Annotated in this window: 18 protein-coding genes; 7 read left to right on the top strand and 11 right to left on the bottom strand. The window is 70.1% G+C overall.

Going from position 1 to position 24,770, the window contains the following annotated elements:
• Positions 1-63: 63 nt before the first annotated feature.
• Together PGB34_RS19630 and PGB34_RS19635 are read right to left on the bottom strand one after the other, a co-directional pair.
• Positions 64-1,467 (bottom strand): NAD(P)/FAD-dependent oxidoreductase, encoded by a 1,404-nt coding sequence (locus PGB34_RS19630; protein WP_271429795.1) that lies wholly within the window; start codon positions 1,465-1,467, stop codon positions 64-66.
• 13 nt (positions 1,468-1,480) lie between these two features.
• Entirely contained in the window at positions 1,481-1,882 is a 402-nt protein-coding gene (locus PGB34_RS19635) for a nuclear transport factor 2 family protein (RefSeq protein ID WP_271429796.1), read from the bottom strand.
• A gap of 169 nt (positions 1,883-2,051) precedes the next feature.
• On the opposite strand from PGB34_RS19635, the gene pdxR reads away from it, so the two are divergent.
• Positions 2,052-3,614, top strand: coding sequence for a MocR-like pyridoxine biosynthesis transcription factor PdxR (pdxR, locus tag PGB34_RS19640; protein WP_271429797.1), 1,563 nt, complete (start codon positions 2,052-2,054; stop codon positions 3,612-3,614).
• Here the strand turns inward: pdxR and PGB34_RS19645 are convergent.
• From PGB34_RS19645 to PGB34_RS19665, 5 genes are read right to left on the bottom strand one after another with little or no spacing between them, the layout of a single operon-like run.
• Positions 3,604-4,569 (bottom strand): patatin-like phospholipase family protein, encoded by a 966-nt coding sequence (locus PGB34_RS19645; RefSeq protein ID WP_271429798.1) that lies wholly within the window; start codon positions 4,567-4,569, stop codon positions 3,604-3,606. The genes pdxR and PGB34_RS19645 overlap by 11 nt on opposite strands.
• A gap of 56 nt (positions 4,570-4,625) precedes the next feature.
• A complete protein-coding gene (locus PGB34_RS19650; protein WP_271429799.1) occupies positions 4,626-6,260 on the bottom strand; it encodes an AMP-binding protein in 1,635 nt (544 codons plus the stop codon).
• Between the two features lie 27 nt (positions 6,261-6,287).
• Positions 6,288-8,237, bottom strand: a complete 1,950-nt coding sequence (locus PGB34_RS19655) for an alkyl/aryl-sulfatase (protein ID WP_271429800.1) — start codon at positions 8,235-8,237, stop codon at positions 6,288-6,290.
• A gap of 59 nt (positions 8,238-8,296) precedes the next feature.
• Entirely contained in the window at positions 8,297-9,976 is a 1,680-nt protein-coding gene (locus tag PGB34_RS19660; protein WP_271429801.1) for a GMC family oxidoreductase, read from the bottom strand.
• 14 nt (positions 9,977-9,990) lie between these two features.
• Positions 9,991-11,475 carry a coniferyl aldehyde dehydrogenase gene (locus tag PGB34_RS19665; RefSeq protein ID WP_271429802.1) on the bottom strand — a complete coding sequence of 495 codons (1,485 nt, stop codon included), beginning with the start codon at positions 11,473-11,475 and terminating at the stop codon, positions 9,991-9,993.
• Between the two features lie 160 nt (positions 11,476-11,635).
• On the opposite strand from PGB34_RS19665, the gene PGB34_RS19670 reads away from it, so the two are divergent.
• The gene (locus PGB34_RS19670) at positions 11,636-12,697 is read left to right on the top strand and encodes an AraC family transcriptional regulator (protein WP_271429803.1); all 1,062 of its coding nucleotides are present in this window, start codon (positions 11,636-11,638) and stop codon (positions 12,695-12,697) included.
• A gap of 30 nt (positions 12,698-12,727) precedes the next feature.
• On the opposite strand, the gene uvrA is transcribed toward PGB34_RS19670, so the two are convergent.
• Both uvrA and PGB34_RS19680 read right to left on the bottom strand, forming a co-directional pair.
• On the bottom strand, positions 12,728-15,760 hold the full coding sequence (gene uvrA / locus PGB34_RS19675; RefSeq protein WP_271429804.1) for an excinuclease ABC subunit UvrA: 3,033 nt from the start codon (positions 15,758-15,760) through the stop codon (positions 12,728-12,730).
• A gap of 53 nt (positions 15,761-15,813) precedes the next feature.
• A complete protein-coding gene (locus PGB34_RS19680) occupies positions 15,814-17,208 on the bottom strand; it encodes a chloride channel protein (protein ID WP_271429805.1) in 1,395 nt (464 codons plus the stop codon).
• Positions 17,209-17,319: 111 nt separating this feature from the next.
• Between PGB34_RS19680 and ssb the strand changes: the two genes are divergently transcribed.
• Entirely contained in the window at positions 17,320-17,904 is a 585-nt protein-coding gene (ssb, locus tag PGB34_RS19685) for a single-stranded DNA-binding protein (protein ID WP_271429806.1), read from the top strand.
• Positions 17,905-18,052: 148 nt separating this feature from the next.
• Entirely contained in the window at positions 18,053-19,168 is a 1,116-nt protein-coding gene (locus tag PGB34_RS19690) for an acyltransferase family protein (RefSeq protein ID WP_271429807.1), read from the top strand.
• 15 nt (positions 19,169-19,183) lie between these two features.
• Here the strand turns inward: PGB34_RS19690 and PGB34_RS19695 are convergent, their stop codons facing one another.
• Complete coding sequence (locus PGB34_RS19695) at positions 19,184-19,606, bottom strand: PaaI family thioesterase (protein WP_271429808.1); 423 nt, start codon at positions 19,604-19,606, stop codon at positions 19,184-19,186.
• Positions 19,607-19,698: 92 nt separating this feature from the next.
• Positions 19,699-20,496, bottom strand: a complete 798-nt coding sequence (locus tag PGB34_RS19700) for an IclR family transcriptional regulator (RefSeq protein WP_271429809.1) — start codon at positions 20,494-20,496, stop codon at positions 19,699-19,701.
• A gap of 187 nt (positions 20,497-20,683) precedes the next feature.
• On the opposite strand from PGB34_RS19700, the gene PGB34_RS19705 reads away from it, so the two are divergent.
• The 3 genes from PGB34_RS19705 (at position 20,684) to PGB34_RS19715 (ending at position 24,757) form a co-directional block, all read left to right on the top strand.
• Entirely contained in the window at positions 20,684-22,249 is a 1,566-nt protein-coding gene (locus tag PGB34_RS19705) for an acyl-CoA synthetase (RefSeq protein WP_271429810.1), read from the top strand.
• Positions 22,250-22,294: 45 nt separating this feature from the next.
• A complete protein-coding gene (locus PGB34_RS19710; protein WP_271429811.1) occupies positions 22,295-23,434 on the top strand; it encodes an FAS1-like dehydratase domain-containing protein in 1,140 nt (379 codons plus the stop codon).
• A gap of 108 nt (positions 23,435-23,542) precedes the next feature.
• Complete coding sequence (locus PGB34_RS19715) at positions 23,543-24,757, top strand: CaiB/BaiF CoA transferase family protein (protein WP_271429812.1); 1,215 nt, start codon at positions 23,543-23,545, stop codon at positions 24,755-24,757.
• Positions 24,758-24,770: the final 13 nt, after the last annotated feature.

Below are 24,770 nucleotides of genomic sequence, written 5' to 3' on the forward strand. Positions count from 1 at the left end.
TCGAAAGAAGAATGGGGATGCAGGGGCGGTGCAAGTCGCGTTCCGGAGGGCGCGTCGGTTGGCTCAGAGCACCTCGTCGCGCAGCCAGTACCACTTGTAGAGCGCGCTCTGGCCCAGGCGCCGGAAGGGCGCGGCCCACTCGCCCTGAGCCGGGAAGGGCAGGGCGTCGCGGTAGATGGGCAACTGGCCGAAGAGCGGGTCGGGCTGGCCGGCGATGCGCTGCGCCATGCGGCGGCCCGCGTGCGCGGAGAAGGACACGCCGTTGCCGCCGTAGCCCAGTGCGTAGAAGACCTGCTGCTTCGCGTCGGGCTGCCACACGCGCGGCATCATGTCGTGGCTCACGTCCACCCAGCCCCACCACGAGTGGTCGATCTGGATGCCCGCGAGCGCCGGGAACTTGCGTGCAATGCCCTTGGTGAGCAGCTCGTAGTGCGAATCGCGGTGCGCATCGGCACCGGTGATTGAACTGCGGCTGCCGATCTGCAGCCGGTTGCCGGCCAGCAGGCGGTAGTAGAAGCGCAGCGTGCGCGTGTCGGTGATGGCGATCTTGGTCTTGAAGTTGGTCGCCGCCAGTTCCGCGTCGGTCAGCGGGCGCGTGACCATGCAGTTGGACAACACGGGGAAGTAGCGGTTCTTCAGGCTGCCGTGCAGGCCGGGCGCCGTGTAGGCACCGGTGGCGATGCCCACGGCGCGCGCGCGCACTTCGCCGCCGGGCGTTCGCAGATGGTGCACGCCGTTCTTCGTGACCCAGGCCGTCACGGGGCTGGCCGGGTGCACTTTCACACCCAGCTCGCGCGCCATCTTCAGGTAGCCGTGGGCCAGCTTGAGCGGATGCACCGAGATGCCTTCGGATTCGTACTGCGCGCCCTTGGCGTCCTGGTCGCCGCACCAGTCGTTCAGCACTTCCTCGCGGCTGAGCATGCGCGCGTCGTAGCCGAAATGCTTGCGCATCACCTCTGTCTCGGCGCGCAGGAACGCCATCTTCTTCTCGCGGTGCGCGACGAAGAGGTGACCGCCCGGAGCCGCGTCGCAATCCACCTGCTTGACGAGATCGCTGAAGGTCTCGAAGCCCCAGCGGATTTCCGCATCCAGCTTCTTCGCCACGTCCAGGCCCCAGCGGGCGATCCACTGCGAGCGGTATAGGCGGCCGCTGGCGTTCTGCCCCTGGCCGCCGTTGCGGCTGGTGCAGCCCCAGGCCACGCGGTTGGCCTCCAGCACCGTGGCCTTGATGCCGTGCTCCCTGGCCAGAAACAGGGCCGTGGCCAGGCCCGTGAAGCCCGAACCAATGATCACCACGTCGGCATCGGTGTCCTGTGTGATGGGGCCATCGTCGTCGGGTGGCGTGCCGGCGCTGGCGGCCCACCAGGTGGGCGCGTAGTCGCGGTTGCGACCTGGGCCTTCGGACACCAGCGGGTCGTAGGCCGGGTCGTAGGGCGCGAAGACTTCGTGGGGCGTGTGGAAGGCCATGGTGCGGCGCTCCTCAGGCCTTGGGCAGCAGGGGGCGGTTCTTGCGGAACACGTTCTTGACGAGGATCTTTCCGTCCTTGAAGGTGAACAGGTCCACGCCATCGGACTCGCTGCGTGCGCCGTCGGCGGCCGTGCCCGTGAAGGTCCATTCCGAAACGCCACGGTCGCCCGCCACGAAGTGGCGGCCGTTGCGCCATTGCGCATCGGGGAAGTTCTTCCAGGCGCTCTCGAAGGCCACGGCCACGGCCGCATGGCCTTCATGGCGGGTGCCGCAAGCCAGCGGGCCTGCAGCCGTTTCGAACACGCAGTCGGCGTGCATGAAGGACATCAGGGCGGGCAGGTCGTGGCGGTTCCACGCATCGGAGAAGGCGACCAGCATCTGGACGCTGGGCTCGGGAGTATCGGAAGAGGACATGAGAAAGGAAAAAGCTGCGGGTGGCGCGAAAGATGCAATCCAGTCTAGGAATCACACGACTGACGCCATAGAGCCAGATGCCTCCCATCGTTCAAGCCACGCGGCGCCAGCCATGCACCAAGCCAGGGCGCGCGCCCGCTCGGCGTGCGTGCGGGCCCGTGCTACTGCCATGAACCGTTCGTACGACGCCGACCTGCCGCTGTGGGCGCGCCTGTTCCGCCTGCCCGAACAACCGGGCCTGCCCATCCAGGTGCGGCTGCGCGCCGTGATCACGCAGGCCATCCTTGACGGTCGCCTGCCGGCGGGCGCTGCCCTGCCGTCCTCACGCGATCTGGCGCAGGCCCTCTCGCTGAGCCGCAACACCGTCACCGCGGCCTATGAACAACTGGTGGAAGAGGGCTTCCTCGAGGCCCGCCCGCGGCGCGGCGTGTTCGTGGCAGCCAACGCCTGCGCGCCGCGCGCGGACGTGGAGGCGGCGCTGGAGGAGGACCCTTTCCGCAGCGGCCGCGCGGGCTCCGGGCAGCGGCCGCCCGAGTGGCGTCGGCGCGTGCTGCGCTCGCAGGCCGAGCGCCCCACATTGGCCAAGCCCGAGGACTGGCATCGCTACCCTTATCAGTTCATCTACGGCACCTACGACCCCGAGTTGTTCCCCACCGACGACTTCCGGGAGTGCTGTCTCCGAAGCCTTGGGCGCGTGCAGCTGCCGAACTGGACGCCGGACTTCGAGCAGGTGGACGTGCAGGAGCTGGTGGCGCAGATCCGCCAGCGCCTGCTGCCGCAGCGTGGCGTCTACGCACTGGCCGACGAGATCCTGGTCACCATCGGCTCGCAGCATGCCTGCTACCTGCTGGCCGAGGCGCTGTTCGATCGCCACACGCGCGTCGGCTTCGAGGAGCCCGGCCATCCGCACGCGCGCAACTCCTTCTCGGTGCGCGGGCCGCAGATGGTCAACCTCCCGGTCGACGACGAGGGCCTGGTGGTCGACGGCATGCCCGAGGTGGACTACGTCTTCGTCACCCCCTCGCACCAGAGCCCCACCACGCGCACGCTGAGCCTGGAGCGGCGGCAATGGCTTCTGCGCAAGGCGGAGCTGCACGACTTCGTGGTCATCGAGGACGACTACGAGGCCGAGAACCTGTACGCCGGCACGCCCATGCCTGCGCTCAAGAGTCTGGACACCAGCGGGCGCGTGATCTACATCGGCTCGTTGTCCAAGAGCCTTTCGCCCGCGCTGCGGCTGGGCTACATCGTGGCGCCGCGCGAGTTGATCGCCGAGCTGCGCGTGCTGCGCCATGCGCAGGTGCGCCACCCCAGCGCCTTCCTGCAGCATGCCTATGCGCTGTTTCTGTCGCTCGGGCATCACGGCTCGCATGCGCGGCGCGTGAACCAGATCATGCAGGAGCGGCTGATGCGCGTGTCGGCCGCCCTGACACAGCACCTGCCCGACTTCCGCTTCACACTGCCCCAGGGTGGAGCTTCGGTGTGGGTCGAAGGGCCGGACTGGCTGGATTCGGGCGAGCTGGCTGACGTGGCGCGCGCGCATGGCGTGCTCATCGAGGCCGGCCGCGCCTTCTACGACCAGCCGCCCTATCCCTGCCCCTCGTTCCGGCTGCGGCTGTCATCCATTTCGGGCGCGCAGATCGAGGACGGCATCCGCGCGCTGGCGCTTGCGGTGGGGGCGTTGGCGGCGGCGCGAGGGGTCAGCCGCACGGGCGCGCCTTTCATGCATTGAGATCCGACGCCCCAGGCAGGGCCGGCCCGGGCTCCCCCAGCGCATCGGCCAGCATCGGCAGCGCGCGGCGCACGGCCGCCTCGCCCTGCGCGATGGCCAGGGCGCCGCGGTGGAAATCCATGGCCGCGATGTCCGACAGGCGCGGGCGGATCAGCACGTCGGCGGGTTCGCCGGCCAGCCGGCTCTGGGTGATGCGCACCTGCATGATGTTCAGGCTGGTGGTCAGCACGTCCATCATCGACGGCGACTGCAGCGCCTGCGCACTGGCCGCGCGCGGCTGCGGCTTGAAGCGCTGCAGCAGCGCCGCCCACGGCGCACCGAGCAGCGAGGGCGCGGACTCGGCCGGGCCGCCGCTTTCGGTCTGGACTTCGGCCCGCGCGCGGCGGCCGATCAGGTCCCAGTTCAGGTCCACGGCGATCACCACCTCGGCGCCCATGGCACGGCACAGCGACACCGGCACGGGGTTGACCAGGCCGCCGTCCACCAGCAGCCGCCCGTCCAGCTGCATGGGCGTGAACAGGCCCGGCAGCGCGATGGAGGCGCGCACGGCGTCGATCACCGGCCCCTCGCGCAGCCACACTTCGCGGCCCGTGCCCAGCTCGGTGGCCACGCAGGCGAAGGGGCGCGGCAGGCCTTCGATGCCCGGGTCGTCGAAATGCTCGCGGAAGAAGCCCGTGAGGCGCGCGCCTTCGATGAGGCCGCCACCCATCCGGAAGTCGAGCAGCGAGACCACGCCCGGCCAGGTGAGCCGGCGCACCCAGCCGTCCAGCCAGTCCAGGCGGCCGGCCGCATGCACCGCGCTCACCAGCGCGCCGATGGACGTGCCGCAGACCACGTCGGGCGCATAGCCCGCCTCTTCCAGCGCGCGGATCACGCCGATGTGCGACCAGCCGCGCGCCGAGCCGCTGCCCAGGGCCAGGCCGATGCGGGGACACGAGGAGGTGTTGGGGTTCATGGGCCGGCCAGCATAGCGGACGGCCCGAGCGCGCGCTGGCGGCGCGCCGCCTTCGGTCAGTGGGCGCGCAGCTCGCGCCGCAGGATCTTGCCCACGGTGGATTTGGGCAGGGCGTCGATCAGCGTCACGCGCCGCGGCAGCTTGTAGCCGGTCAGCTCGCGGCGGCAGAACGCGAGCACCTCGTCCTCGCTCAGCGTGGCGCCGGGGGCAGGCACCACGAACAGCTGCACGGCCTCGCCGCTGCGCTCGTCCGGCACGCCGATGCAGGCGCATTCGGCCACGCCCGGGCAGGCGGTGGCCACGGCCTCGATCTCGTTGGGGTACACGTTGAAGCCCGAGACGATGATCATGTCCTTCTTGCGGTCCACGATCTTCAGGAAGCCGCGCGCATCGAACACGCCCACGTCGCCGGTGCGGAAGTAGCCGTCGGCGGTGAAGGCAGCGGCGTTGGCCTCGGGCTTGTTCCAGTAGCCGCGCATCACCTGCGGCCCCCTGGCGCAGACTTCGCCGGCCTCGCCCGGGCCCACTTCGCGGTTGGCCTCGTCCAGCAGCTTGATGTCGGTGCCCGGCAGCGGCAGGCCGGTGGTGGCCGTGAACTCGCCGACCGCCTGCGGGTTGAAGCTCAGCACCGGGCTGGTCTCCGACAGGCCGTAGCCCTCCCGGATGATCTGGCCCGTGATGGCCTGCCAGCGCGCCGACACCGTGGGCACGATGGCCGCCCCGCCGCCGGCGGCCAGGCGCAGGTGCGACCAGTCCACCTTGCCCAGCCCCGGGTGCTGGGTCAGGCCCGCGTACAGGGTGTTGACGCCGGTCAGCACCGTGGGGCGGGCCTGGGCCAGCGTCTGCACGAATGCGTCCATGTCGCGCGGATTGGCCACCAGCCAGTTCTCGGCGCCGAGGCTGAAGTAGCTGATGAAGTTCACCATCAGCGCGAAAATGTGATACAGCGGAATGGCCGTGACCACCACTTCGCGCCCGGGCCGGCACGCGTCGGGCATGAACAGCGCGAACTGCGCGCAGTTGGCCACGAGGTTGCCGTGCGAGAGCGCAGCGCCCTTGGAAAGGCCGGTGGTGCCGCCGGTGTACTGCAGGAACAGCAGGTCGTCCGGGCCGGATTCGACCGGCGTGAAGGGCAGGGCCGCGCCGGCCGCCAGCACGTCGGCCAGGCTGAGGGCTTCGGCCAGGCGCGCGTCCACCGGCGGGCTGGGCAGCGCGCTGTCCTTGGCCAGGCCCAGGCCGGCCGTGACCACGCGGCGCACCGGCGTGCTGGCAGCCACCTGGGCAAAGACGGGCGTGGCGCCGTTGAAGATCAGCAGCGTCTGCGCGTCGGCGTCGTTGAGCTGGTGCTCCAGCTCGCGCGGCGTGTACAGCGGATTGACGTTCACCTGCACGGCCCCCGCGCGCAGGATGCCCAGCATGGCGATGGGGAAGGCCAGGATGTTGGGCGTCATCACCGCCACGCGGTCGCCTTGGCGCACGCCCTGGGCCTGCAGCCAGGCGGCGAAGTTGCGCGAGTGGCGGTCCACATCGGCAAAGCTGAGCGCCTGGCCCAGCGAGCGGAAGGCGTTCTGGCCGGCGTAGCGGCGCATGGCGTCTTCCATCATGGCGGTCACGCTGGGGTGCGAGGCCGGCCCGAGCCGGGCCGGGATGCCGAATTCGCGGTAGCTGGCGAGCCAGGGTTTTTCCTGCATGGTTCTGCTCCTTCCTTCAGGGGCGCTTCAAGGGGTGACGATCGGGAACAGCGGGTCGAACTCTTCGAGGTTGGCGAAGATCGCGCCCAATGCCTTCGGGTCGCCGCTCAGTTGCGCCTCGCCGGCCTGGATCAGCTGCGGCAGCGGCACCTTGGCCAGCAGCATCTTCAGGAAGGCCGGCCGCGTGAGCGACAGCGTGGCCTGCGGCGCCGCCAGCTTGCGGCCCCGCGTGTTGTGCAGCACCGCGTTCGACAGCTCCAGCGCATAGGTCTCCTGGCTGTCGGTGAAGTTGACCTGGATGCCCAGCGCCAGGCCATCCACCTTCTGGTGGTTCAGGCGCACGGCCAGGAAGTCGAAGATCAGCTCGGGCGTCATGCCGCGCACCATGTCCGGCCCCTGGGTGGAGATGCGGACCTTCTTGATGCCTTCGCGCAGCTCCTGCGCGGCCGTGAGGTAGCTGTTGCGCCACACGCCCGACTCGGCCTGGTAGCCCAGCTGTTCCAGCGCGTCGGCCTGCAGCAGGCGCGCCTTCTCGTGGCCGGGCGCGGCCATCACGGCGTGGTTGTTCAGCTCCGCGGCCCAGCGGTAGTCGCCGGCGTCGTAGGCGGCACGGGCGCGCTGCACCACGGCATCGACGCCGCCCAGCGCCGCCACGTAGCGCCGGGCGGTCTCGGCCACGGGCATCGGGTTGAGCGTGGCCGGGTTGCTGTCGTAGTAGCCCAGGTAGAAGTTGTAGACGCCGCGCAGGTTGTGGCTCATGGTGCCGTAGTAGCCGCGGGTGGAGAAGTCGTTGCGCAGCCCCTTGGGGATGAAGTCCACATTGCCCAGGTCGTCCATCTTCACGCCCTTGTTGGCCAGGTTCAGGGCCGCGTCGTGCATGTAGCGGTAGATGTCGCGCTGGCTGGCCAGGTGCTCGCGGATGCGCTGCGCGCCCCACACCGGCCAGTGGTGGCTGCGAAAGGCCACCTGCGCCTCGGGCGCGAAGTCGATCATCTCGTTGATGTACTTGCTCCAGCCCAGCGCGTCGCGCGCCTTGGCGCCGCGCACGGTGTAGATGTTGTGCATGTTGGCCGTCACCACCTCCGACAGGCACAGGGCCTTGAACTCGGGCAGGTAGAAGGTGAATTCCGAAGGGGCTTCCGAGCCGTTGGCCATCTGGAACACGATCCGGCGGCCGTCGACGATGCGCTCCTCGCCGGTCTTCTTCACATAGTCGGTAGGCGCGATCAGGCCCATGCTGCCGATGCTCAGGCCCTTGCCCAGGCCGCTGCCCACGCCGCCGCGCTCGCCATAGGGCAGCGGGGCGCCGAACTGGTAGTGGGCGCGCCGGCTCATGGCGTTGCCGGCCAGCACGTTCTCGGCGATGGAGTGGTCCATGAAGCCGTCGGGCGCGATCACCGGCACCTTGCCCGCGCGCACGTCGGCTTCGTCGACCACGCCGCGCACGCCGCCGAAGTGGTCGACGTGGCTGTGGGTGTAGATCACGGCCACGACGGGCTTGCGGCCCAGTGTGTCCATGGCGAAGTCGAAGGTGGCCTTGGCCAGCTCGGCCGTCAGCATCGGGTCGATGACGATCCAGCCGGTCTTGCCGGCCACCAGCGTCATGTTGGCCAGGTCGTAGCCGCGCACCTGCCAGATGCCGTCGGTGACCTTGAACACGCCGGCCTGGTTGTTCAGCGTTTCCTGGCGCCACAGGCTGGGGTTGACCGAGGCCGGCGCCTCGCCCTGGATGAAGGCGAACTGGCGGCCGTCCCAGACGGTGTTGCCCTGCGCGTCCTTGATGGGGCCTTCGGGCATGCGCGCGACCAGCCCGCGCGAGGCGTCCTCGAAGTCCTGCGGCTGGCCCAGCGCCAGCGCGGCGCCGAAGCGCTGGTTGGCCTGCGTGGTGAAGGCGGTGGGTGGCTTGGGCTCATGGGCCTGCGCGGCGGTGCTCAGAACGGCCAGTGCGGCGGCCAGGGCGAAGGGGCGGATGGGCATGGATCGCGGGTGGGTTCGGGGGGTGGAAAGGGGCGGGCGGGGTTGTGGCGTCGCGCGCTTCAGGCGGGCTGCGCCTGCAGGCCCGCGGGCGCGGGCGAGCCCGCCAGCGGGGCGGCCGCGCCGGTGCGCGCCGCGCGTTCGTCCTCGCGGATCATGTCCACGGCCTTCTCCGCGATCATGATGGTGGGCGCGTTGGTGTTGCCGCCCACCAGCGTGGGCATGACCGAGGCGTCGACCACGCGCAGGCCCTGCACGCCGTGCACGCGCAGGCGCGCATCGACCACGGCCATGGGGTCATGGCCCATCCTGCAGGTGCCCACGGGGTGGTACTGCGTGTCGGCGCGGTTGCGGATGTCCTGGGCCAGGCCTGCGGGATCGTCGGCGCGCGTGGGGTAGAGCTGTTTGCCGCGCACGGCGTCGAAGGGGGCCGATTCCATGATGCGCTGCTGCACCTGCGCGCCGCGCACCAGCAGGTCCAGGTCGCGCGGGTCGCTCAGGAAGCGCGGGTCGATCAGCGGTGCCTCGCGCGCATCGGCGCTTTGCAGGCGCACCTCGCCGCGGCTGTAGGGGCGCAGCACGTCGACGTGGCAGGAGATGCCGTGGCCCATGTGCATCTTGCGCGCGTGGTCGTCGACGATGGCCAGCACGAACACCATCTGCAGGTCGGGCACCTGGACGTCGGGCGACGAACGGAAGAAGGCACCGGCCTCGGCGAAGGGGCTGGTGATCATGCCGGTGCGCTGCTTGCGCCATTCCAGGATGGCGCCGGTCATCCTGGCGCCGCCGCGGGCCGAAACGCCGAAGCTCTGGGTGTCGCTGGCCACGCGCCAGGTCTGCACGTAGTCGATGTGGTCCTGCAGGTTCTGGCCCACGCCGGCCAGCGGCTGCACCACCTCGATGCCCTGCTGGCGCAGATGCTCGGCCGGGCCGATGCCCGAGAGCATCAGCAGCTGCGGCGAGCCGAAGGCCCCGGAGGAGACGATGACTTCGCGCCGCGCATGCACCTGTCTGAGTTCGCCGCCCTGGTGGTAGGCCACGCCGGTGGCGCGCCGGCCCTGCATGAGGATGCGCGCGGAGACGGCGCGCGTGCGCACCGACAGGTTGGGGCGCGACAGGTGGGGCGTGAGGTAGCCCTTGGCGGCGCTGCAGCGCTCGCCGTTCTTCTGCGTCACCTGGTAGAAGAAGGCGCCTTCCTGCCGCGCGCCGTTGTAGTCCGCCGTGGGGCGGATGCCCTGCGTCGCGGCGGCGGCGATGAACATGGCGTTGAGCGGGCTGCGGTGCTGCGGATAGGTCACGTTCAGCGGGCCGCCCTGGCCGTGGAAGGGGTCCGCCGGATGGGTCTCGCTGTGCTCGGAGCGCTTGAAGTAGGGCAGCACCTCGTCGTAGCGCCAGCCCGGGTTGCCCAGCGAGGCCCAGTGGTCGTAATCCCAGCGGTGGCCGCGCACGTACAGCATGGCGTTGATCGAGCTGGAGCCGCCCAGCGTCTTGCCGCGCGGCTGGTAGCCGCGGCGGCCGTTCAGCCCCGGCTGCGGCACCGTCTCGTAGCCGTAGTTGTTGATCTTGGTGGGCATCATGGCCACCACGCCGGCGGGTGCGTGGATCAGCACGCTGCTGTCGGGCCCACCCGCCTCGAGCAGGCAGACGCTGACCTGCGGGTCCTCGCTCAGGCGCGAGGCCAGCACGCAGCCGGCCGAGCCGGCACCGACGATGACGTAGTCGAATTCCTGTGAATCGCTCATGGCGCAGGTCTCCTTCAGCGGGTGGGGGTGGTGGTGTCGTTGCCGGGGGCCGCGCCGAGCGCGGGGTCCGCCTCGCCCAGGAAGAACCTGAGCGTCAGGCGCTGGGCCCAGTTGCCATAGGGCGGGTAGAACAGGTCGATGGGGAAGAAGCGATGCCGCTTGAACACCGTCCTGGCGTGCGAGAGCTCGCGAAATCCCTCCTCGCCGTGGTAGCTGCCCATGCCCGAATTGCCGATGCCGCCGAAGGGCGCGTCATGGTTGATGGTGTGCCAGCCCCAGTCGTTGAGGGTGACACCGCCCGAGTGGGTGCGGCGCAGCAGCTCGCGGCGCTGGCCGGCGTCGTGGCTGAAGCAGTACAGGGCCAGCGGGCGCGGGCCTGCATGGATGTGCGCCAGCGCGTCGTCCAGCCGGTCGTAGGGCAGCACCGGCAGGATGGGGCCGAAGATCTCTTCGTGCATCAGGCGCATGCGGGGCGTCAGGCCCGTGACGATGTGCAGCGGCATGCGCCGCCCGGGCCCGCCCCGGCCGCAGACCTCGATGACGGCGCCCTTGTCGCGCGCGTCGTCCAGCAGGGCCTGCAGGCGCTGCGCCTGGCGCTCGTTGACCACCGCGGTGTAGTCGTGCGAGTCGGCCACGCTGGCGCCGAACAGTTGCGTGAAGGTGGCCTTGACCTCGGCCACGAACGCGCCCACGCTTTCGCGCGGCACCAGCGCGTAGTCGGGCGCCACGCAGATCTGCCCGGCATTGGTGGACTTGCCGTGCGCGATGCGGCGCGCGGCCTGCGCCACGGGGTAGTCGCGCAGCACCACCGCGGGCGACTTGCCGCCCAGCTCCAGCGTCACCGGCGTCAGGTTCTCGGCCGCGGTGCGCATCACCACCCGGCCCACGCCGGGCGAGCCCGTGAAGACGATGTGGTTGAAGGGCAGCGCGGTGAAGGCGTTGGGGTCCTGCAGCTCCTCGCCCACCACGGCCACCTCGTCTTCGGCGAAGACTTCGGCCAGCAGGCGGCGCAGCAGGGCATTGGTGGCCGGCGTCACCTCGGGCATCTTGATCATCACGCGGTTGCCTGCGGCCAGTGCCGCGGCCAGCGGCCCCAGCGCCAGGTAGAGCGGGAAGTTCCACGGCACGATCACGCCCACCACGCCCTTGGGCTGGTAGTGGACCCGCAGGCTGTTGCTCATGAACAGCAGCTCGGGCCGGCGCCGGCGCGGGCGCATCCAGCGCGCCAGGTGCGACAGCGCATGGTTGATCTCCAGCACGGAGCCCAGCAGGTCCAGCATCTTGGATTCGGCCGGGGCGCGGAAGCCGAAGTCCTGGCTCATGGCCTGGGCCAGCAGATCCTGGTAGCGCTGCAGCTGGCGGCGCAGCCGGCGCAGGGACTGCCGGCGCTGTGCGGCTTCGGGGAACGGGTGGAGGGCGCAGGCGGCCTGCTGCTGCGAGAACAGCTCGCGCATGCGCGCGGCGGCCGGGTCGTGCACCGGAAGGGATCGGTCGTTCATGGGTCTGTCTCCATCCCCGGCGCCCGCGCGTTCGGGGCGCGGCCGGGTCTTCGGGGCATTGCGGGCCGCAGTGTGCAAACGGGATCGTGTTTGCACGAGGTTCAAGCGCGCCAAGCGGGGGTAAAAATGCGCCAAATCGAGAAATCCAAGGGAAAGTCCCATGCACCTCACCGTCTCCGGGCTGGACGCCATCGACCCCCATGAAGCGGCCGCGCACAGCATGCTGGGCATGGGCGCGCTGCTGGCAGAGCTGGCCGCCCAGGGCGTGCCGGCGCAGGCGCTGCTGCTGGGCACGGGCCTGACGCCCCGCCAGTTCACCGATCCGCAGGCGCGGATGTCGCAGTCACAGAAGGTGGCGATCTTTCGCAACGCACGGCGGCTGTCCGCGGCGGCGGACCTGGGCCTGCGCGCCGGCGCGCGCCAGCGCCTGAGCGACTTCGGGGTCTATGGCTATGCGCTGGTCAGCAGCCCCACCTTCGGCGACGCCGTGGCGCTGGGCGTGCGGCACATCAAGCTGGCCGGGCCGGTGCTGGAGAAGCACTTCCGCGTCGAGGGCGGCACCGCGATCTTCGAAGGCCGCGACCCCTTCGCGCTGGGCGAGCTGCTGCCGCTGGTGAGCGAGTACTGGTTCTCTTCCATCCTGCGCCTGATCACGCTCGTGCTGGAAGCGCCGCTGCCTTCGCACCAGTTGCTGCTGCCCTATGCGCGGCCGGCGCATGCCGCGGCCTATGAGCAGGTCTTCGGCTGCCCGGTGCATTTCGGGGCCGACACCATGGAGTGGCACTTCGATGCCGCGGTGCTGGGCGTGCCCTGCCCCAACGCCAACCCGATCACGGCCGACCTGTGCAAGGACATGTGCGAGCGCCTGCTGCGCACCCTGCCCGAGGAGTCGGAGCTGGAGCGCAGCATCCGCGCCGCCTGCTTCAACAGCTTTGGCGTGTTCCCCGCGCTCGACGAAATGGCGCAGCGCCTGGGCCTGTCGGCGCGCACCCTGCAGCGGCGCCTGACGGAGACCGGCCGTCACTACCAGGAAATCATCGACGAGGTGCGCACCGCGCTGGCCATCGAGTTCCTGAGCCAGACCACGCTGTCGGTGGAAGAGGTGGCTCAGCGCGTGGGCTTCTCAGACGCGTCGAACTTCCGCAAGGCCTTCCGCAAGTGGACGGGTCAGCCGCCGGCCCATTACCGCAGCGCGCGTCAGGCCGACGAGGCGACGGCCTGAGAGAACACGTTCTGGCGATGAAGCAGCCGCTCAGGGCGATGCCAGCAGCCGCCTGAGGTAGCGCCCCGTGTGGCTGGCCTCGCAGGCCGCCACGTCCTCGGGTGTGCCGGCCACCACCACTTGGCCGCCGCCGGCGCCGCCTTCGGGGCCCATGTCGATCACCCAGTCCGCGGTCTTGATCACGTCGAGGTTGTGCTCGATCACGACGATGGTGTTGCCCGCGTCGCGCAACTGGTGCAGCACCTTGAGCAGCAGCTCGATGTCGGCGAAGTGCAGGCCGGTGGTGGGCTCGTCGAGGATGTAGAGCGTGCGGCCGGTGTCGCGCTTGCTGAGTTCGAGCGCGAGCTTGACGCGCTGCGCTTCGCCGCCCGAAAGCGTGGTGGCCGCCTGGCCCAGCTTGATGTAGCTCAGGCCCACGTCCAGCAGGGTGCGCAGCTTGCGCTCGATGGTGGGCACGGCCTTGAGGAATTCGTGCGCGGCCTCCACGGTCATCTCGAGGATCTGCGCGATGTTGCGGCCCTTGTACTGGACCTCCAGCGTCTCGCGGTTGTAGCGCTGGCCGTGGCAGACCTCGCAGGGCACGTACACGTCGGGCAGGAAGTGCATCTCCACCTTCACCACGCCGTCGCCCTGGCAGGCCTCGCAGCGCCCGCCGGCCACGTTGAAGGAAAAGCGCCCCGGGCCGTAGCCGCGCTCGCGCGCGGTGTTGGTCTCGGCCATCAGCTCGCGGATCGGCGTGAACAGGCCGGTGTAGGTGGCGGGGTTGGAGCGCGGCGTGCGGCCGATGGGCGACTGGTCGACGTTGATGACCTTGTCGAAGTACTCGATGCCTTCCACGGCCTCGTGCGGCGCCGGTTCCTCATGCGCGCGATAGAGCGTGCGTGCCACGGCCGCGTAGAGCGTGTCGTTGACCAGCGTGCTCTTGCCCGAGCCCGAGACGCCGGTCACGCAGGTCAGCAGCCCCACCGGAAAGCCGATGCTCACGTTCTTGAGGCTGTTGCCCGTGGCGCCGACGACGCGGATTTCCTGTAGCGCGCCCTGCGTGGCCAGGTGCTGGGCCTCGCGTGCGGCGCGGCGTTCGGCCGCGGGGCTGGGCGGGAACTTCGAGGCTTTCTTCTTCTCGGGCTCGTCCTTCTTCCGGACCACCGGCAGCCAGGGCGTGCGCCGCGCCGGCACGGCGATGCTGCGCGCGCCGCTCAGGTACTGGCCCGTGAGCGATTGCGGGTTGGCTGCCACCTCCTGGTGCGTGCCCTGCGCCATCACGCGCCCGCCATGCACGCCCGCGCCCGGTCCCATGTCGATCACATGGTCGGCCGCGTGGATCATGTCCTCGTCGTGCTCGACCACGATCACGCTGTTGCCGATGTCGCGCAGATGCTTGAGTGTGCCGATCAGCCGGTCGTTGTCGCGCTGGTGCAGGCCGATGCTGGGCTCGTCGAGCACGTACATCACGCCCGTCAGGCCCGAGCCGATCTGCGAGGCCAGGCGGATGCGCTGGGCCTCGCCGCCCGACAGCGTTTCGGCGCTGCGGTCCAGGCTCAGGTAGTTCAGGCCCACGTCGTTGAGGAACTTCAGGCGCAGACCGATCTCGCGCACCACCTTGTCGGCAATTTCGGCCTTGGCCCCTTGCAACTTGAGCGACTGGAAGTAGGTCAGGCTGTCCTTGAGCGTGAGGTGGCTCAGGCGGTACAGCGGCATCTGCGCCGATTCGCCGGGCTGGCGCTCGTCGACCAGGTACACGTGGCGTGCCTCGCGCCGCAGCCGCGAGCCGCCGCAGTCATTGCAGGGCTGCAGGTTGCGAAAGCGCGCCAGGTCTTCGCGCACCATCACCGAATCGGTCTCGCGGTAGCGCCGCTCCATGTTCGGGATGATGCCTTCGAAGGGGTGCTTCTTCGTCAGCTTGCGCCCGGCCGAGGCACCGCTTTCCAGCGTGTAGCTGAACTTGATCTCTTCACCGGCCGAGCCCTGCAGCAGCACCTGCTGCACCGAAGCGGGCAGCGATTCGAAAGGCGCGTCCAGGTCGAACTTGTAGTGCTTGGCCACGCTTTCGAGCATGCTGAAGTAGTAGCCGTTGCGCCGGTCCCAGCCCTTGATGGCGCCGCTGGCCAGCGACAGCGAAGGAAAGGCCACCACGCGCGCCGGATCGAAGAACTCGCGCGTGCCGATGCCGTCGCAGCTGGGGCAGGCGCCCACGGGCGAGTTGAAGGAGAACAGGCGCGGCTCCAGCTCCACCAGCGAATAGCTGCACAGCGGGCAGGCGAACTTGGCGTTGAACAGGTGCTCCTTGTCTTCATTGCCTTCACCGCCCATCTCCAGTGCGATCGCGCGGCCATCGGCCAGGCGCAGTGCGGCTTCAAAACTTTCGGCCAGGCGCTGCTGCATGTCGGCACGCGCGCGCAGGCGGTCGATCACCACGTCGATGTCGTGCTTCTCGGTTTTCTTGAGCGCGGGCAGGTCGCTGTATTCGTAGGTCTGGCCATCGACGCGAAAGCGCACATAGCCCTGGGCCTGCATCTCGGCAAAAAGTTCGACGAACTCGCCCTTCTTCTCGCGCGCCACGGGGGCCAGGATCAACAAGCGCGGCTCGTTCGGGATCGCCAGCACCGAATCGACCATCTGCGACACCGTCTGCGCCGCCAGCGGCAGATGGTGGTCGGGGCAGTAGGGCGTGCCCGCGCGCGCGTACAGCAGGCGCAGGTAGTCGTGGATCTCGGTCACCGTGCCCACCGTGGAGCGCGGGTTGTGGCTGGTGGCCTTCTGCTCGATGCTGATGGCGGGCGACAGGCCCTCGATCAGGTCCACATCGGGCTTGTCCATCAGCTGCAGAAACTGCCGCGCATAGGCCGACAGGCTTTCCACATAGCGGCGCTGGCCCTCCGCATACAGCGTGTCGAAGGCCAGGCTGGACTTGCCCGAGCCCGACAGGCCGGTGATCACCACCAGCTTGTTGCGCGGGATGTCGAGGTCGACGTTCTTGAGGTTGTGCGTGCGCGCACCGCGGATGCTGATGCGCTGCTGCGCCAGAAGGCTGCCGAGGTAGGCGTCGTCGTGGGGGGCGTTCACGGTCGGGCGGCGGATGTGAAAGGCGAACCGGCCATGATAGACCGGCCACCCATTCAGCGCTGGGCGCCGGTTTCGGCTTCGGGCGCTGGCGCTTCGGCAGCAGCAGCCGCCACTGGCGCCGTGATGGCGCTGCCCACCATGTGATCGGCCAGCGCGCCGTACAGCGGCCGGCTGATCATGCGCGAGACCAGGCTGGCCAGCATGGCGCTGGCCATCAGGCTCAGCACCATGGAGTGGCCGTCCACCATCTCCATCACGATGATGAAGGCCGTCAGCGGCGCCTGGGTGGCCGCGGCCAGGAAGGCGGCCATGCCCATGGCGATCAAGGCCGGCCCCAGCTCCGGCCCGGCCACGCGGGCCACGGCGTCGCCGATGCCCGCGCCGATGGACAGCGAGGGCGCGAAGATGCCGCCCGGCACGCCCACCCAGGCCGACAGCCAGGTCGCCACCAGCTTCAGCAGCGTGTACAGCGGCGTCAGCACGTCCTGGCCCGCCAGCATCTGCTTGACGGCCTCGGAGCCCGCACCGAAGGTGGCGCCGCCACTGGCCAGGCCGATCACCGCGATCAGCAGCCCGCCCGCGGCCGCGAAGCGCACGGGCCAGCGCGCGCGCAGCGCGTTCAGCCGCTGCGGCGCGTTCGTCAGCGAGGCGATCATCAGGCGCGAGAACAGCCCGCCCGCCACCCCGGCGCCCAGCGCCACCATCAGGCCCGGGCCGGCCAGCTCCCAGCCCAGCGGCGGCACGTGGATCACGCCGAAGTAGCTCAGGTTGCCGAACACCGACACCGCCACCAGGCCGGCCAGCACGATGGCCGTGATCACCACGCCGCTGGCGCGCGCCTCCAGGCGGCCGTACAGCTCCTCGATGGCGAAGACCACGCCGGCCAGCGGCGCGTTGAAGGCCGCGGCGATGCCGGCCGCGCCGCCGGCCACCAGCAGCGCGCGTGCGTCCAGGCTGGAGCCCGGCGAGAGCCAGCGTCGCGCATGCTGCATCACGCCCGCGGCCACCTGCACCGAGGGGCCTTCACGGCCGATCGACAGGCCCGCCGCGAAGCTGGCCGTGGCCAGGCCGATCTTGGCCAGCGTGAGGCGCAGCGAGACGAAGCGCCCGCGCCGCTCGGGCGGCAGCGCCGGGTGCAGCGCGGCGCGCACCTGCGGGATGCCCGAGCCGGCCGCGCCCGGGAACCAGCGCCGCGTCAGCCACACGATGCCGGCCGTCAGCGCCGGCGTCCACAGCAGCACCAGCCAGGCATGGGCGTGGTGCACGCGCTCGAACAGGCCGAAGGCCCATTCGGCCGCCAGGGTGAAGCCCACCACGCACAGCCCCGCGAACACCGCATAGCCCAGCACGATGGCGCGGTCCACCCACTGGCGCCAGCCCGACAGCTCGCTGCGCAGGTTGTGCAGCACATCGGGTTCGTGATTCGGGGAAGAAGGCGGGGCGGACATCGGCGCTGCCGATTGTCCATGCCGGGCCCAGTGCGGCGGGCCAGGGGCGCATCGGGCACAATGTGCGGCTCGCTTTTTCTTCCACAACCATCGTCATCAGGGGCAGCGCGCATGGCATCCGTCAACAAGGTCATTCTGGTCGGCAATCTGGGCCGGGACCCTGAGTCCCGCACCTTCCCGAGCGGCGGCCAGGTCTGCAACGTGCGCATCGCCACGACCGACCGCTGGAAGGATCGCCAGAGCGGCGAGCAGCGCGAATCCACCGAATGGCACAACGTGGTCTTCAACGACCGCCTGGCCGAGATCGCCGCCCAGTACCTGCGCAAGGGCTCGCAGATCTATGTCGAAGGCTCGCTGCGCACCCGCAAGTGGACCGACAAGGACGGCAACGAGCGCTACACCACCGAGATCCGCGCCGACCAGATGCAGATGCTGGGCAGCCGCCAGGGCCAGGGCGGCCCCGCGGGCGGTGGCGACGATGACGGCTACGGTGGCGGTGGCAGCTATGGCGGCGGCGGTGGTGGTGGCCGCGGCGGTTATGGCGATGGCGGCGGTTCAGGCGGCGGCGGTGGTGGCGGCTATTCGCGCGCACCGGCCGCGGCCCCCCGCGCGCCCGCACCGCGCGCGCCGGCGCCCGCACCCGCGTCGCGCTCGGCGACCGGTTTCGACGACATGGACGACGACATTCCGTTCTGATCGCAGCGCTCGCAGCCTCATCAAGAACAAGCCCCTGCCTCCCCTGGAGCCGGGGGCTTTGTCTTGATGGCGGCGCGTCCAAATGACAAAAAGAAGGGGGCGTCCCGCTGTGTCCTCATCATCCTCTCCCGGCCAGCATCCGGCGCGCATGGCAGCGCGCCCGGCAGCATCGACGGCGCCCCTGCGCCTGAGTGGCATCGACGCCCTCAAGGCCATCGCCTGCACCTGCATCGTCTGGCACCACCTGGTGTTCTACGGCCTGATGGCGGATGTGGCCCGCCCGCTGGCGCCCGCGCTGCTGGACGCGTTCCAGACCCACGGCCGGGTGGCCGTGCATGTGTTCCTGGCCATCGGCGGCTTCCTGGCTGCGGGCAGCGTCGCGTCCATCCCCTTCGCGCGAGCGGCCGACCCGCTGCGCCTGATCGCGCGCCGCTACCTGCGCCTGGCCGCGCCCTATCTGGTGGCGCTGGGCGTCAGCGTGCTGGCGGCCTCGCTGGTGCGCGCCGTGCTTCAGGACGATGAAGTGGTGCCTGCCAGCCCCCAGCCGCTGCAACTCCTGGCCCACGGCCTGCTGCTGCAGGACCTGCTGGACGTGCCGGGGCTCTCGGCCGGCGTCTGGTATGTGGCCATCGACTTCCAGCTGTATGCCCTGACGGTGCTGGTTTTTGCGCTGGCCGCATGGCTGCAACTGCGCTGGCGGGCCGATGCGCAACGGCTGACGCAGGCGCTGGTGGTGGCCGGCGCCGCCCTGTCGATGCTGGTCTTCAACCTGGACCCGGCCTATGACGAGACCGCGCTGTATTTCTTCGGCTCCTACGGCCTGGGGCTGATGGCCTGGTGGGCGGGCCGCTCACGCCATGCAGGCGCCTGGCTGCTGCTGATGGTGGGCCTGGGCGCGACGGCCCTGGCCTTTGAATGGCGTGACCGCCTGGCCGCGGCCTGGATCACGGCGCTGCTCATCGTCGCGCTGCAGCGCAGCGCGTCGCTCAGCGCCATCGAGCCGCCGGCCGCCGTGCGGCAGCTGGGCCGCATCTCCTACTCGGTGTTCCTGGTCCACTTTCCGGTGTGCCTGCTCGTGGCCGCCGCCACGCATGCGCTGTGGCCTCAGGATGCCTGGTTCAACGCGCTCGGCATGGTGGCGGCCTTCGCCTTGTCGGTGCTTGCCGGAGCCCTGCTGCACCGGGGCACCGAAAGCCGCCCGCCGGGCCTTCCGGGCGTGCTCGCGCTGCTCGGGCTGCTGCTGCTGTTCGGTGTGTGGCTGTAGGCGCGACGCGGGCCTTCAGCGCAGCCGCTTGAGCACCGCGCTGCCTTCGCACAGCGCCTGCCCGGCATGCCAGACCGTGCCGTGCATGAACACCAGGGAGCCCGTCGCCTGCACCACGCGCCCGCGCGCCTCGAGGAACTGGCCCTCGCGCGCGGCCTGCAGGAACTGCGTGTCCAGCTGCACGGTCACGCAGGGCTGGCGCCCCAGCGCCTCCCACGCAATGGCGCTCAGGGCGTGGTCCAGCAGCGATGCGAAAACGCCGCCGTGCACCGCGCCGGCCGGGTTCAGGTGCTCCGCCGTCGCCAGCACGCCGTAGGCCCAGCCGGCCTCTTCCTTCAGGGTCCACAGCGGGCCGAAGCGGCCTGCATAGCCGGGCGAAGCACGAAGCCGCCAGCCGGCGGCCGACAGCGCGTCGGTCGTGTGCGTGGGCGGGTTCATTTCAGTGGCGCCCGGCCGCCCGAAGGCACTGAGGCACCCCCTCGGGGGGCAGCGGACCTCGCGAAGCGGGGGAGCGTGGGGGTCGTCTCATCTCAATCCCTCCCGCTGATGCGCTGCGAAAGCGCCTGCGCCTCGCGCTGCAGGTCCTTGGCCAGCGCCTGGATCTGGGTCTTGCTCAACTGGTCGGCCACGCCCACGGCCGTCAGCGCGTGGGTGATGCGCTGCGCGCCATCGAGGATCGGCACCGCCACCACGGCAATCCCGCTCATGTAGTTGCCCCGGTCGATGGCCACGCCGCGCTGCTGCACGGTCTTGACCTCCTGCTGCCAGCTCTGGAAGTCGGGCGCATCGTCCCAGCGCAGGGCCTTGAAGGCGCGCGCCAGTTCGGCGTTGGACATGCCGCCGTAGGCCGCCACCAGGCGGCCGGTCGCGCTGGTCAGCGCGGGGAAGCGGCTGCCGACCTCGACGTACAGCCTGAAGGGCGCGCGCGAGCGCGCCAGCGCCAGCACCACCAGGTCTTCGACGCCCGTCACCTTGATGCCGATGGTGGTGACGTTCCAGGTCTCCGACAGCCGGTCCAGCACCGGCTGCACCAGCGTGGTGAAGGGGTTGTTCTGCACCACGCTGTGCGCCAGCGCCAGCACGCCCACGTCCAGGCTGTAGCGCTTGGTGGCCGGGTCCACGCGGACCATGCCTTCCTCCACCAGCACGCGAAGGATGTGCAGGCAGGTGCTGGTGACCAGCGCCAGCTCCTGCGAAATGGCCTTGAGCGTCAGCGCTTCCTTGTGCTGGCCCAGCAGCCGGAGGATGGCCAGAGCGCGCGAGACGGCGGGAACGGGGCGGACGCGGGGGCCGGCGGCTGGCGAAGGGGCGGGTGCGTTGGAAGGCATGGCAGGGGTGCGCGATGGAGGCCAAGCATACGGCCCTTTGCCGGGCGGAAGCCGCCCGCCCAGCCAGGCGATGTGAGGGTGTTCGGTCATGATGAGTTGTCTATAGACAACTGATAGTCGTATTTGACAATCTTAGGGCCGACGCGCAAAGTCTGTCCATCGACGAAAACACGCAGAGACAGACGCCATGACCCTTCTGACGGATCACACGAGCTACGCCGACGCGCAGGCCCTTTGCAGCCCGGCGCGGCTGTGGGAGCTGTTCGACGGCGATGCGCAGCAGATGAACATCGCGCACGAATGCATCGACCGGCATGCCGCTGCCGATGCCGGCCGCGATGCGGTGGTGCTGGTGCGCGCCGGGGGCGACGACGAGGTGCTGGGCTTCGGCCAGATCTCCGAAGCCTCGGCACGCCTGGCCCATTGGCTGGTGGCACAGGGCGTGCAGCCCGGCGATCGCGTGGCCGTGATGCTGGAGCCCTCGCTGGCCTTCTACGCCGCCATCTTTGGCGCGATGAAGATGGGGGCCATCGCGGTGCCGCTGTTCACGCTCTTCGGCCCCGACGGCATCCGGCTGCGCGTGCAGGACTGCAAGCCGCGCCTGCTGGTCACCAACGCCGAGAAGGCCGGCATGGTGCCCGCGGTCGAGGGCCTGCGGGTGGTGGTGGCCGACGATGCCTTCCTGGCGTCGCTGCAGGCCTATCCGGCGCAGTTCGCCACGCAGACGCGGGCCGACGACCTCGCCATCTTCCAGTACACCTCGGGCACCACGCGCGAGCTGCCCGATGCGGTGAAGCACACGCACCGCGCCATCGTCACGCTGATGCTGGCCGCGCTCTACGGCACCGGCGTGCGGCCCGGCGACCGCTTCATGTGCCCGTCCTCGCCGGCCTGGGGCCATGGCCTGTGGCACGGCACGCTGGCGCCGCTGGCCCTGGGCGTGACCGTGGGCGCCTATGCCGGCAAGTTCAGCGGCGAACGGCTGCTGCAGGCCCTGGAGGCGCATCGCTTCAACAACCTGTCGGCCGCGGCCACGCACTACCGGATGATGCGCAACTGCGGCGCCGCTCCCAGGCACCGCTACTTCCTGGACAAGCTCTCGTTCACCGGCGAGCCCATCGACAGCGAGACGGCGGCCTTCGTCCAGGCCACCTTCGGGCATCAGGCCTGCAGCATGTACGGCACCACCGAGATCGGCGTGTGCCTGGTCAGCTACCCCGGCGCGCCGGATTTCCCGGTCAAGGCCGGCTCGCTGGGCAAGCCGGTGCCCGGCCTGCGCGTGGAGGTGCAGGACGCCCAGGGCCGGGCCTGCCCGCCCGACGTCACCGGCGAGCTCAAGCTCTGGCGCCGCGGCGAATGGGTGGCCACCAAGGACCTGGGCCGGGTCGATGCCGACGGCTACTTCTGGCACGGCGGCCGGGCCGACGACGTGATCATTTCCGCCGGCTGGACCATCGGCGCGGTGGAAGTGGAGGACGCGGTCCTCAAGCACCCCGACGTCAAGGAGGCGGCCGCCATCGGCGTGCCCGATGCGCTGCGCGGGCTGGTCGTGAAGGCCTTCGTGGTGTCCGACCGGCCGGCCAGCGAGCTCTTCGTGCAGGAGATCCAGGACACCGTGCGCCTGCGCCTGAGCCAGCACGAGTACCCGCGCCAGGTGGCTTTCGTGGCCGAGCTGCCCAAGACGCCGGCCGGAAAGATCCACCGCAAGAAGCTGCGCGAGCAGGAGGCCGCAGGCGCTCCTGTCACCGCCTGAGCCCCCCCCTCATTGCCAGCACCTCATTCAACAGCAGGAGACAGCATGTCCACGACCATCGAACGCAGCTTTCCCAAGATCACCGAGAACGGCCTGGACGAGCTGCGCCAGCGCATCGGCCAGAAGATCGGTGCCACCGCCGAGCCCTGGTGCTACGAGGCCACGCGCGACAACATCCGCCACTACGCACACGGCATCGGCGACGACAACCCGCTGTGGTGCGACCCGGACTATGCGGCCAAGACCCAGTACGGCGGCATCATCGCGCTGCCCAGCTTCCTGTTTGCCACCAGCCGCATCGTGTCGGGCTACGTGGGCGGGCTGCCCGGCGTGCACGCCATGTGGTCGGGCGCCGACTGGCAGTGGCACCAGCCCATCAAGCGCAACGACACGATCCAGACCGAGGCCTACCTGAAGGACCTCATCGAACACGAGACGCGCTTTGCTGGCCGCGCCGTGCAGCAGATCTACCACGTCGACTTCTTCAACCAGCATGGCGACAAGGTGGCCGAGGCCGACAGCTGGTGCTTCCGCACCGAGCGCGACCATGCGCGCGAGCAGGGCAGCAAGTACAAGGAAGTGCGCGCGCGCGAGCCTCGCCGCTACTCGGTCGAGGAGATCCAGGAGGCGTACAAGCTCTACGCGCAGGAAGAAGTGCGCGGCAGCACGCCGCGGTACTGGGAAGACGTGAAGGAGGGCGAGTCCCTGCCCACCATGTTCAAGGGGCCGATGACCGTGACCGGCTTCATCGCCTACGCGCAGGGCTGGGGCGGCCTGTACATCCGCGCCAACAAGCTGGCCTGGAAGCTGATCGACGCGCATCCCGGCGTGGGCATCACCAACCGCTTCGGCATTCCCGACGTGCCTGAGCGCGTGCACTGGGAAGAGGACTTCGCGCTGGAGGTGGGCGCGCCCGGCGCCTACGACTACGGCCCGGAGCGCACCTCGTGGCTCACGCACCACCTGACCAACTGGATGGGCGACGCCGGCTTCCTGCGCAAGGCGCACTGCAAGATCCGGCGCCACAACCCCGAAGGCGACATGCTCTTCATCAAGGGGCACGTGGTGCGCAAGTTCGTCGAGAACGGCCGGCACCTGGTCGAGATCTCGCAGGAGGCGCACAACCAGGACGACGAGCTGTCGGTGCTCGGCTCCGGCGTGGTGGAGCTGCCCTCGCGCGGCTGAGCGACTCGCGCACCGGCGCGCCCGCGGGCTGCGCCGGGCTTGTTCATCGGGCACGGGCCGTCCCGCTGCAGCGCAGCGGGCTCGCGCCTGCCCTTCCAGAGGTCGGCCATGCCACATTCTTCGCAGCCTCCCCGGGGCGCGCTTGCGGGCCTGCGCGTCATCGATCTGTCGCGCGTGCTGGCCGGACCGCTGTGCACGCAGATGCTCGCGGACCATGGCGCCCAGGTCATCAAGATCGAACCTCCGGGCGGCGACGAGACGCGCACGCTCGGGCCGCCCTTCGACGACGAGGGCGACGCCGCCTACTTCACGGCCGTGAACCGCGGCAAGCGCGGCATGGCCATGAACCTGTCGCAGCCCGAGGGGCGGCAGACCCTGCTGCAACTGCTCGAAGGCGCGGACGTGCTGGTGGAGAACTTCATCCCCGGCACCATGCGGCGCTGGGGCCTGGACTTCGAGCGCGACCTGCAGCCGCGCTTTGGACGGCTGATCTACTGCGCGATCTCCGGCTTCGGCGCCGACGGCCCGATGGGCGGCCTGCCGGGCTACGACGCCGTGCTGCAGGCCATGTGCGGCCTGATGAGCGTCAATGGCGAGCCGGCCTCGGGGCCCACGCGGGTGGGCATTCCGGTGGTCGACCACCTGACCGGCTACAACGCGCTGACCGGCATCCTGCTGGCGCTGCACCACCGCGACCGCACGGGCGAAGGCCAGCGCGTGGAAGCGACGCTGTTCGACAGCGCGCTGAGCCTGCTGGTGCCGCACGCGGCCAACTGGATGTATTCGGGCCAGGCGCCCGAGCTGCTGGGCAGCGCGCATCCCAACATCGCGCCCTACGACCGCTTCGCCTGCCAGGACGGGGAGGTCTTCCTGGGCATCCTCAACGACCGCCAGTTCTCGCGCTTCTGTGCGCTGGTGGGCCTGCACGCGCTGCCCGAAGACGCGCGCTTCGCGACCAACGCCGCGCGCCTGCGGCACCGCGCGGTGCTGCGCGGCGAAATCGAGGCCGCGCTTGCGCACTGGCGGCGCGAAGCCATCTGCCATGAGCTGATGCGAAACGGCGTGCCGGTCGGCCCGGTCAACACCGTGCCCGAGGCCTTTGCGCAGGCCCATGCCGCGCACCGCGGCATGCAGGTGCAGGACGGCGGCTACCGCGGCATCGGACTGCCGGTGCGGCTGTCGGCCACGCCGGGCGCCGCCCGCGGCGCGCCGCCGCGCATGGGCGAGCACGCGCAAGCCATTCTTGAAGAAGCGGGCCTGGACGCGGCCGGCATCCAGCGGCTGCGGACACAGGGTGTGCTGTGTTCACGGGATGGACCCTGAGGGCGAAGAACCC

Source organism: Xenophilus arseniciresistens (genome assembly GCF_028023875.1).
Taxonomy (GTDB): domain Bacteria; phylum Pseudomonadota; class Gammaproteobacteria; order Burkholderiales; family Burkholderiaceae_C; genus Xenophilus; species Xenophilus arseniciresistens.

Bases quoted from the DNA above. Each gene is read 5' to 3' on its own strand.
- PGB34_RS19705 (WP_271429810.1), top strand. From the start codon at position 20,684: ATGACCCTTCTGACGGATCACACGAGCTACGCCGACGCGCAGGCCCTT.
- PGB34_RS19690 (WP_271429807.1), top strand. From the start codon at position 18,053: ATGGCAGCGCGCCCGGCAGCATCGACGGCGCCCCTGCGCCTGAGTGGC.
- ssb (WP_271429806.1), top strand. From the start codon at position 17,320: ATGGCATCCGTCAACAAGGTCATTCTGGTCGGCAATCTGGGCCGGGAC.
- PGB34_RS19650 (WP_271429799.1), bottom strand. From the start codon at position 6,260: ATGCAGGAAAAACCCTGGCTCGCCAGCTACCGCGAATTCGGCATCCCG.
- PGB34_RS19710 (WP_271429811.1), top strand. From the start codon at position 22,295: ATGTCCACGACCATCGAACGCAGCTTTCCCAAGATCACCGAGAACGGC.
- PGB34_RS19660 (WP_271429801.1), bottom strand. From the start codon at position 9,976: ATGAGCGATTCACAGGAATTCGACTACGTCATCGTCGGTGCCGGCTCG.
- pdxR (WP_271429797.1), top strand. From the start codon at position 2,052: ATGAACCGTTCGTACGACGCCGACCTGCCGCTGTGGGCGCGCCTGTTC.
- PGB34_RS19645 (WP_271429798.1), bottom strand. From the start codon at position 4,569: ATGAACCCCAACACCTCCTCGTGTCCCCGCATCGGCCTGGCCCTGGGC.
- PGB34_RS19630 (WP_271429795.1), bottom strand. From the start codon at position 1,467: ATGGCCTTCCACACGCCCCACGAAGTCTTCGCGCCCTACGACCCGGCC.
- PGB34_RS19655 (WP_271429800.1), bottom strand. From the start codon at position 8,237: ATGCCCATCCGCCCCTTCGCCCTGGCCGCCGCACTGGCCGTTCTGAGC.
- PGB34_RS19635 (WP_271429796.1), bottom strand. From the start codon at position 1,882: ATGTCCTCTTCCGATACTCCCGAGCCCAGCGTCCAGATGCTGGTCGCC.
- PGB34_RS19665 (WP_271429802.1), bottom strand. From the start codon at position 11,475: ATGAACGACCGATCCCTTCCGGTGCACGACCCGGCCGCCGCGCGCATG.
- PGB34_RS19695 (WP_271429808.1), bottom strand. From the start codon at position 19,606: ATGAACCCGCCCACGCACACGACCGACGCGCTGTCGGCCGCCGGCTGG.
- PGB34_RS19700 (WP_271429809.1), bottom strand. From the start codon at position 20,496: ATGCCTTCCAACGCACCCGCCCCTTCGCCAGCCGCCGGCCCCCGCGTC.
- PGB34_RS19715 (WP_271429812.1), top strand. From the start codon at position 23,543: ATGCCACATTCTTCGCAGCCTCCCCGGGGCGCGCTTGCGGGCCTGCGC.
- PGB34_RS19680 (WP_271429805.1), bottom strand. From the start codon at position 17,208: ATGTCCGCCCCGCCTTCTTCCCCGAATCACGAACCCGATGTGCTGCAC.
- PGB34_RS19670 (WP_271429803.1), top strand. From the start codon at position 11,636: ATGCACCTCACCGTCTCCGGGCTGGACGCCATCGACCCCCATGAAGCG.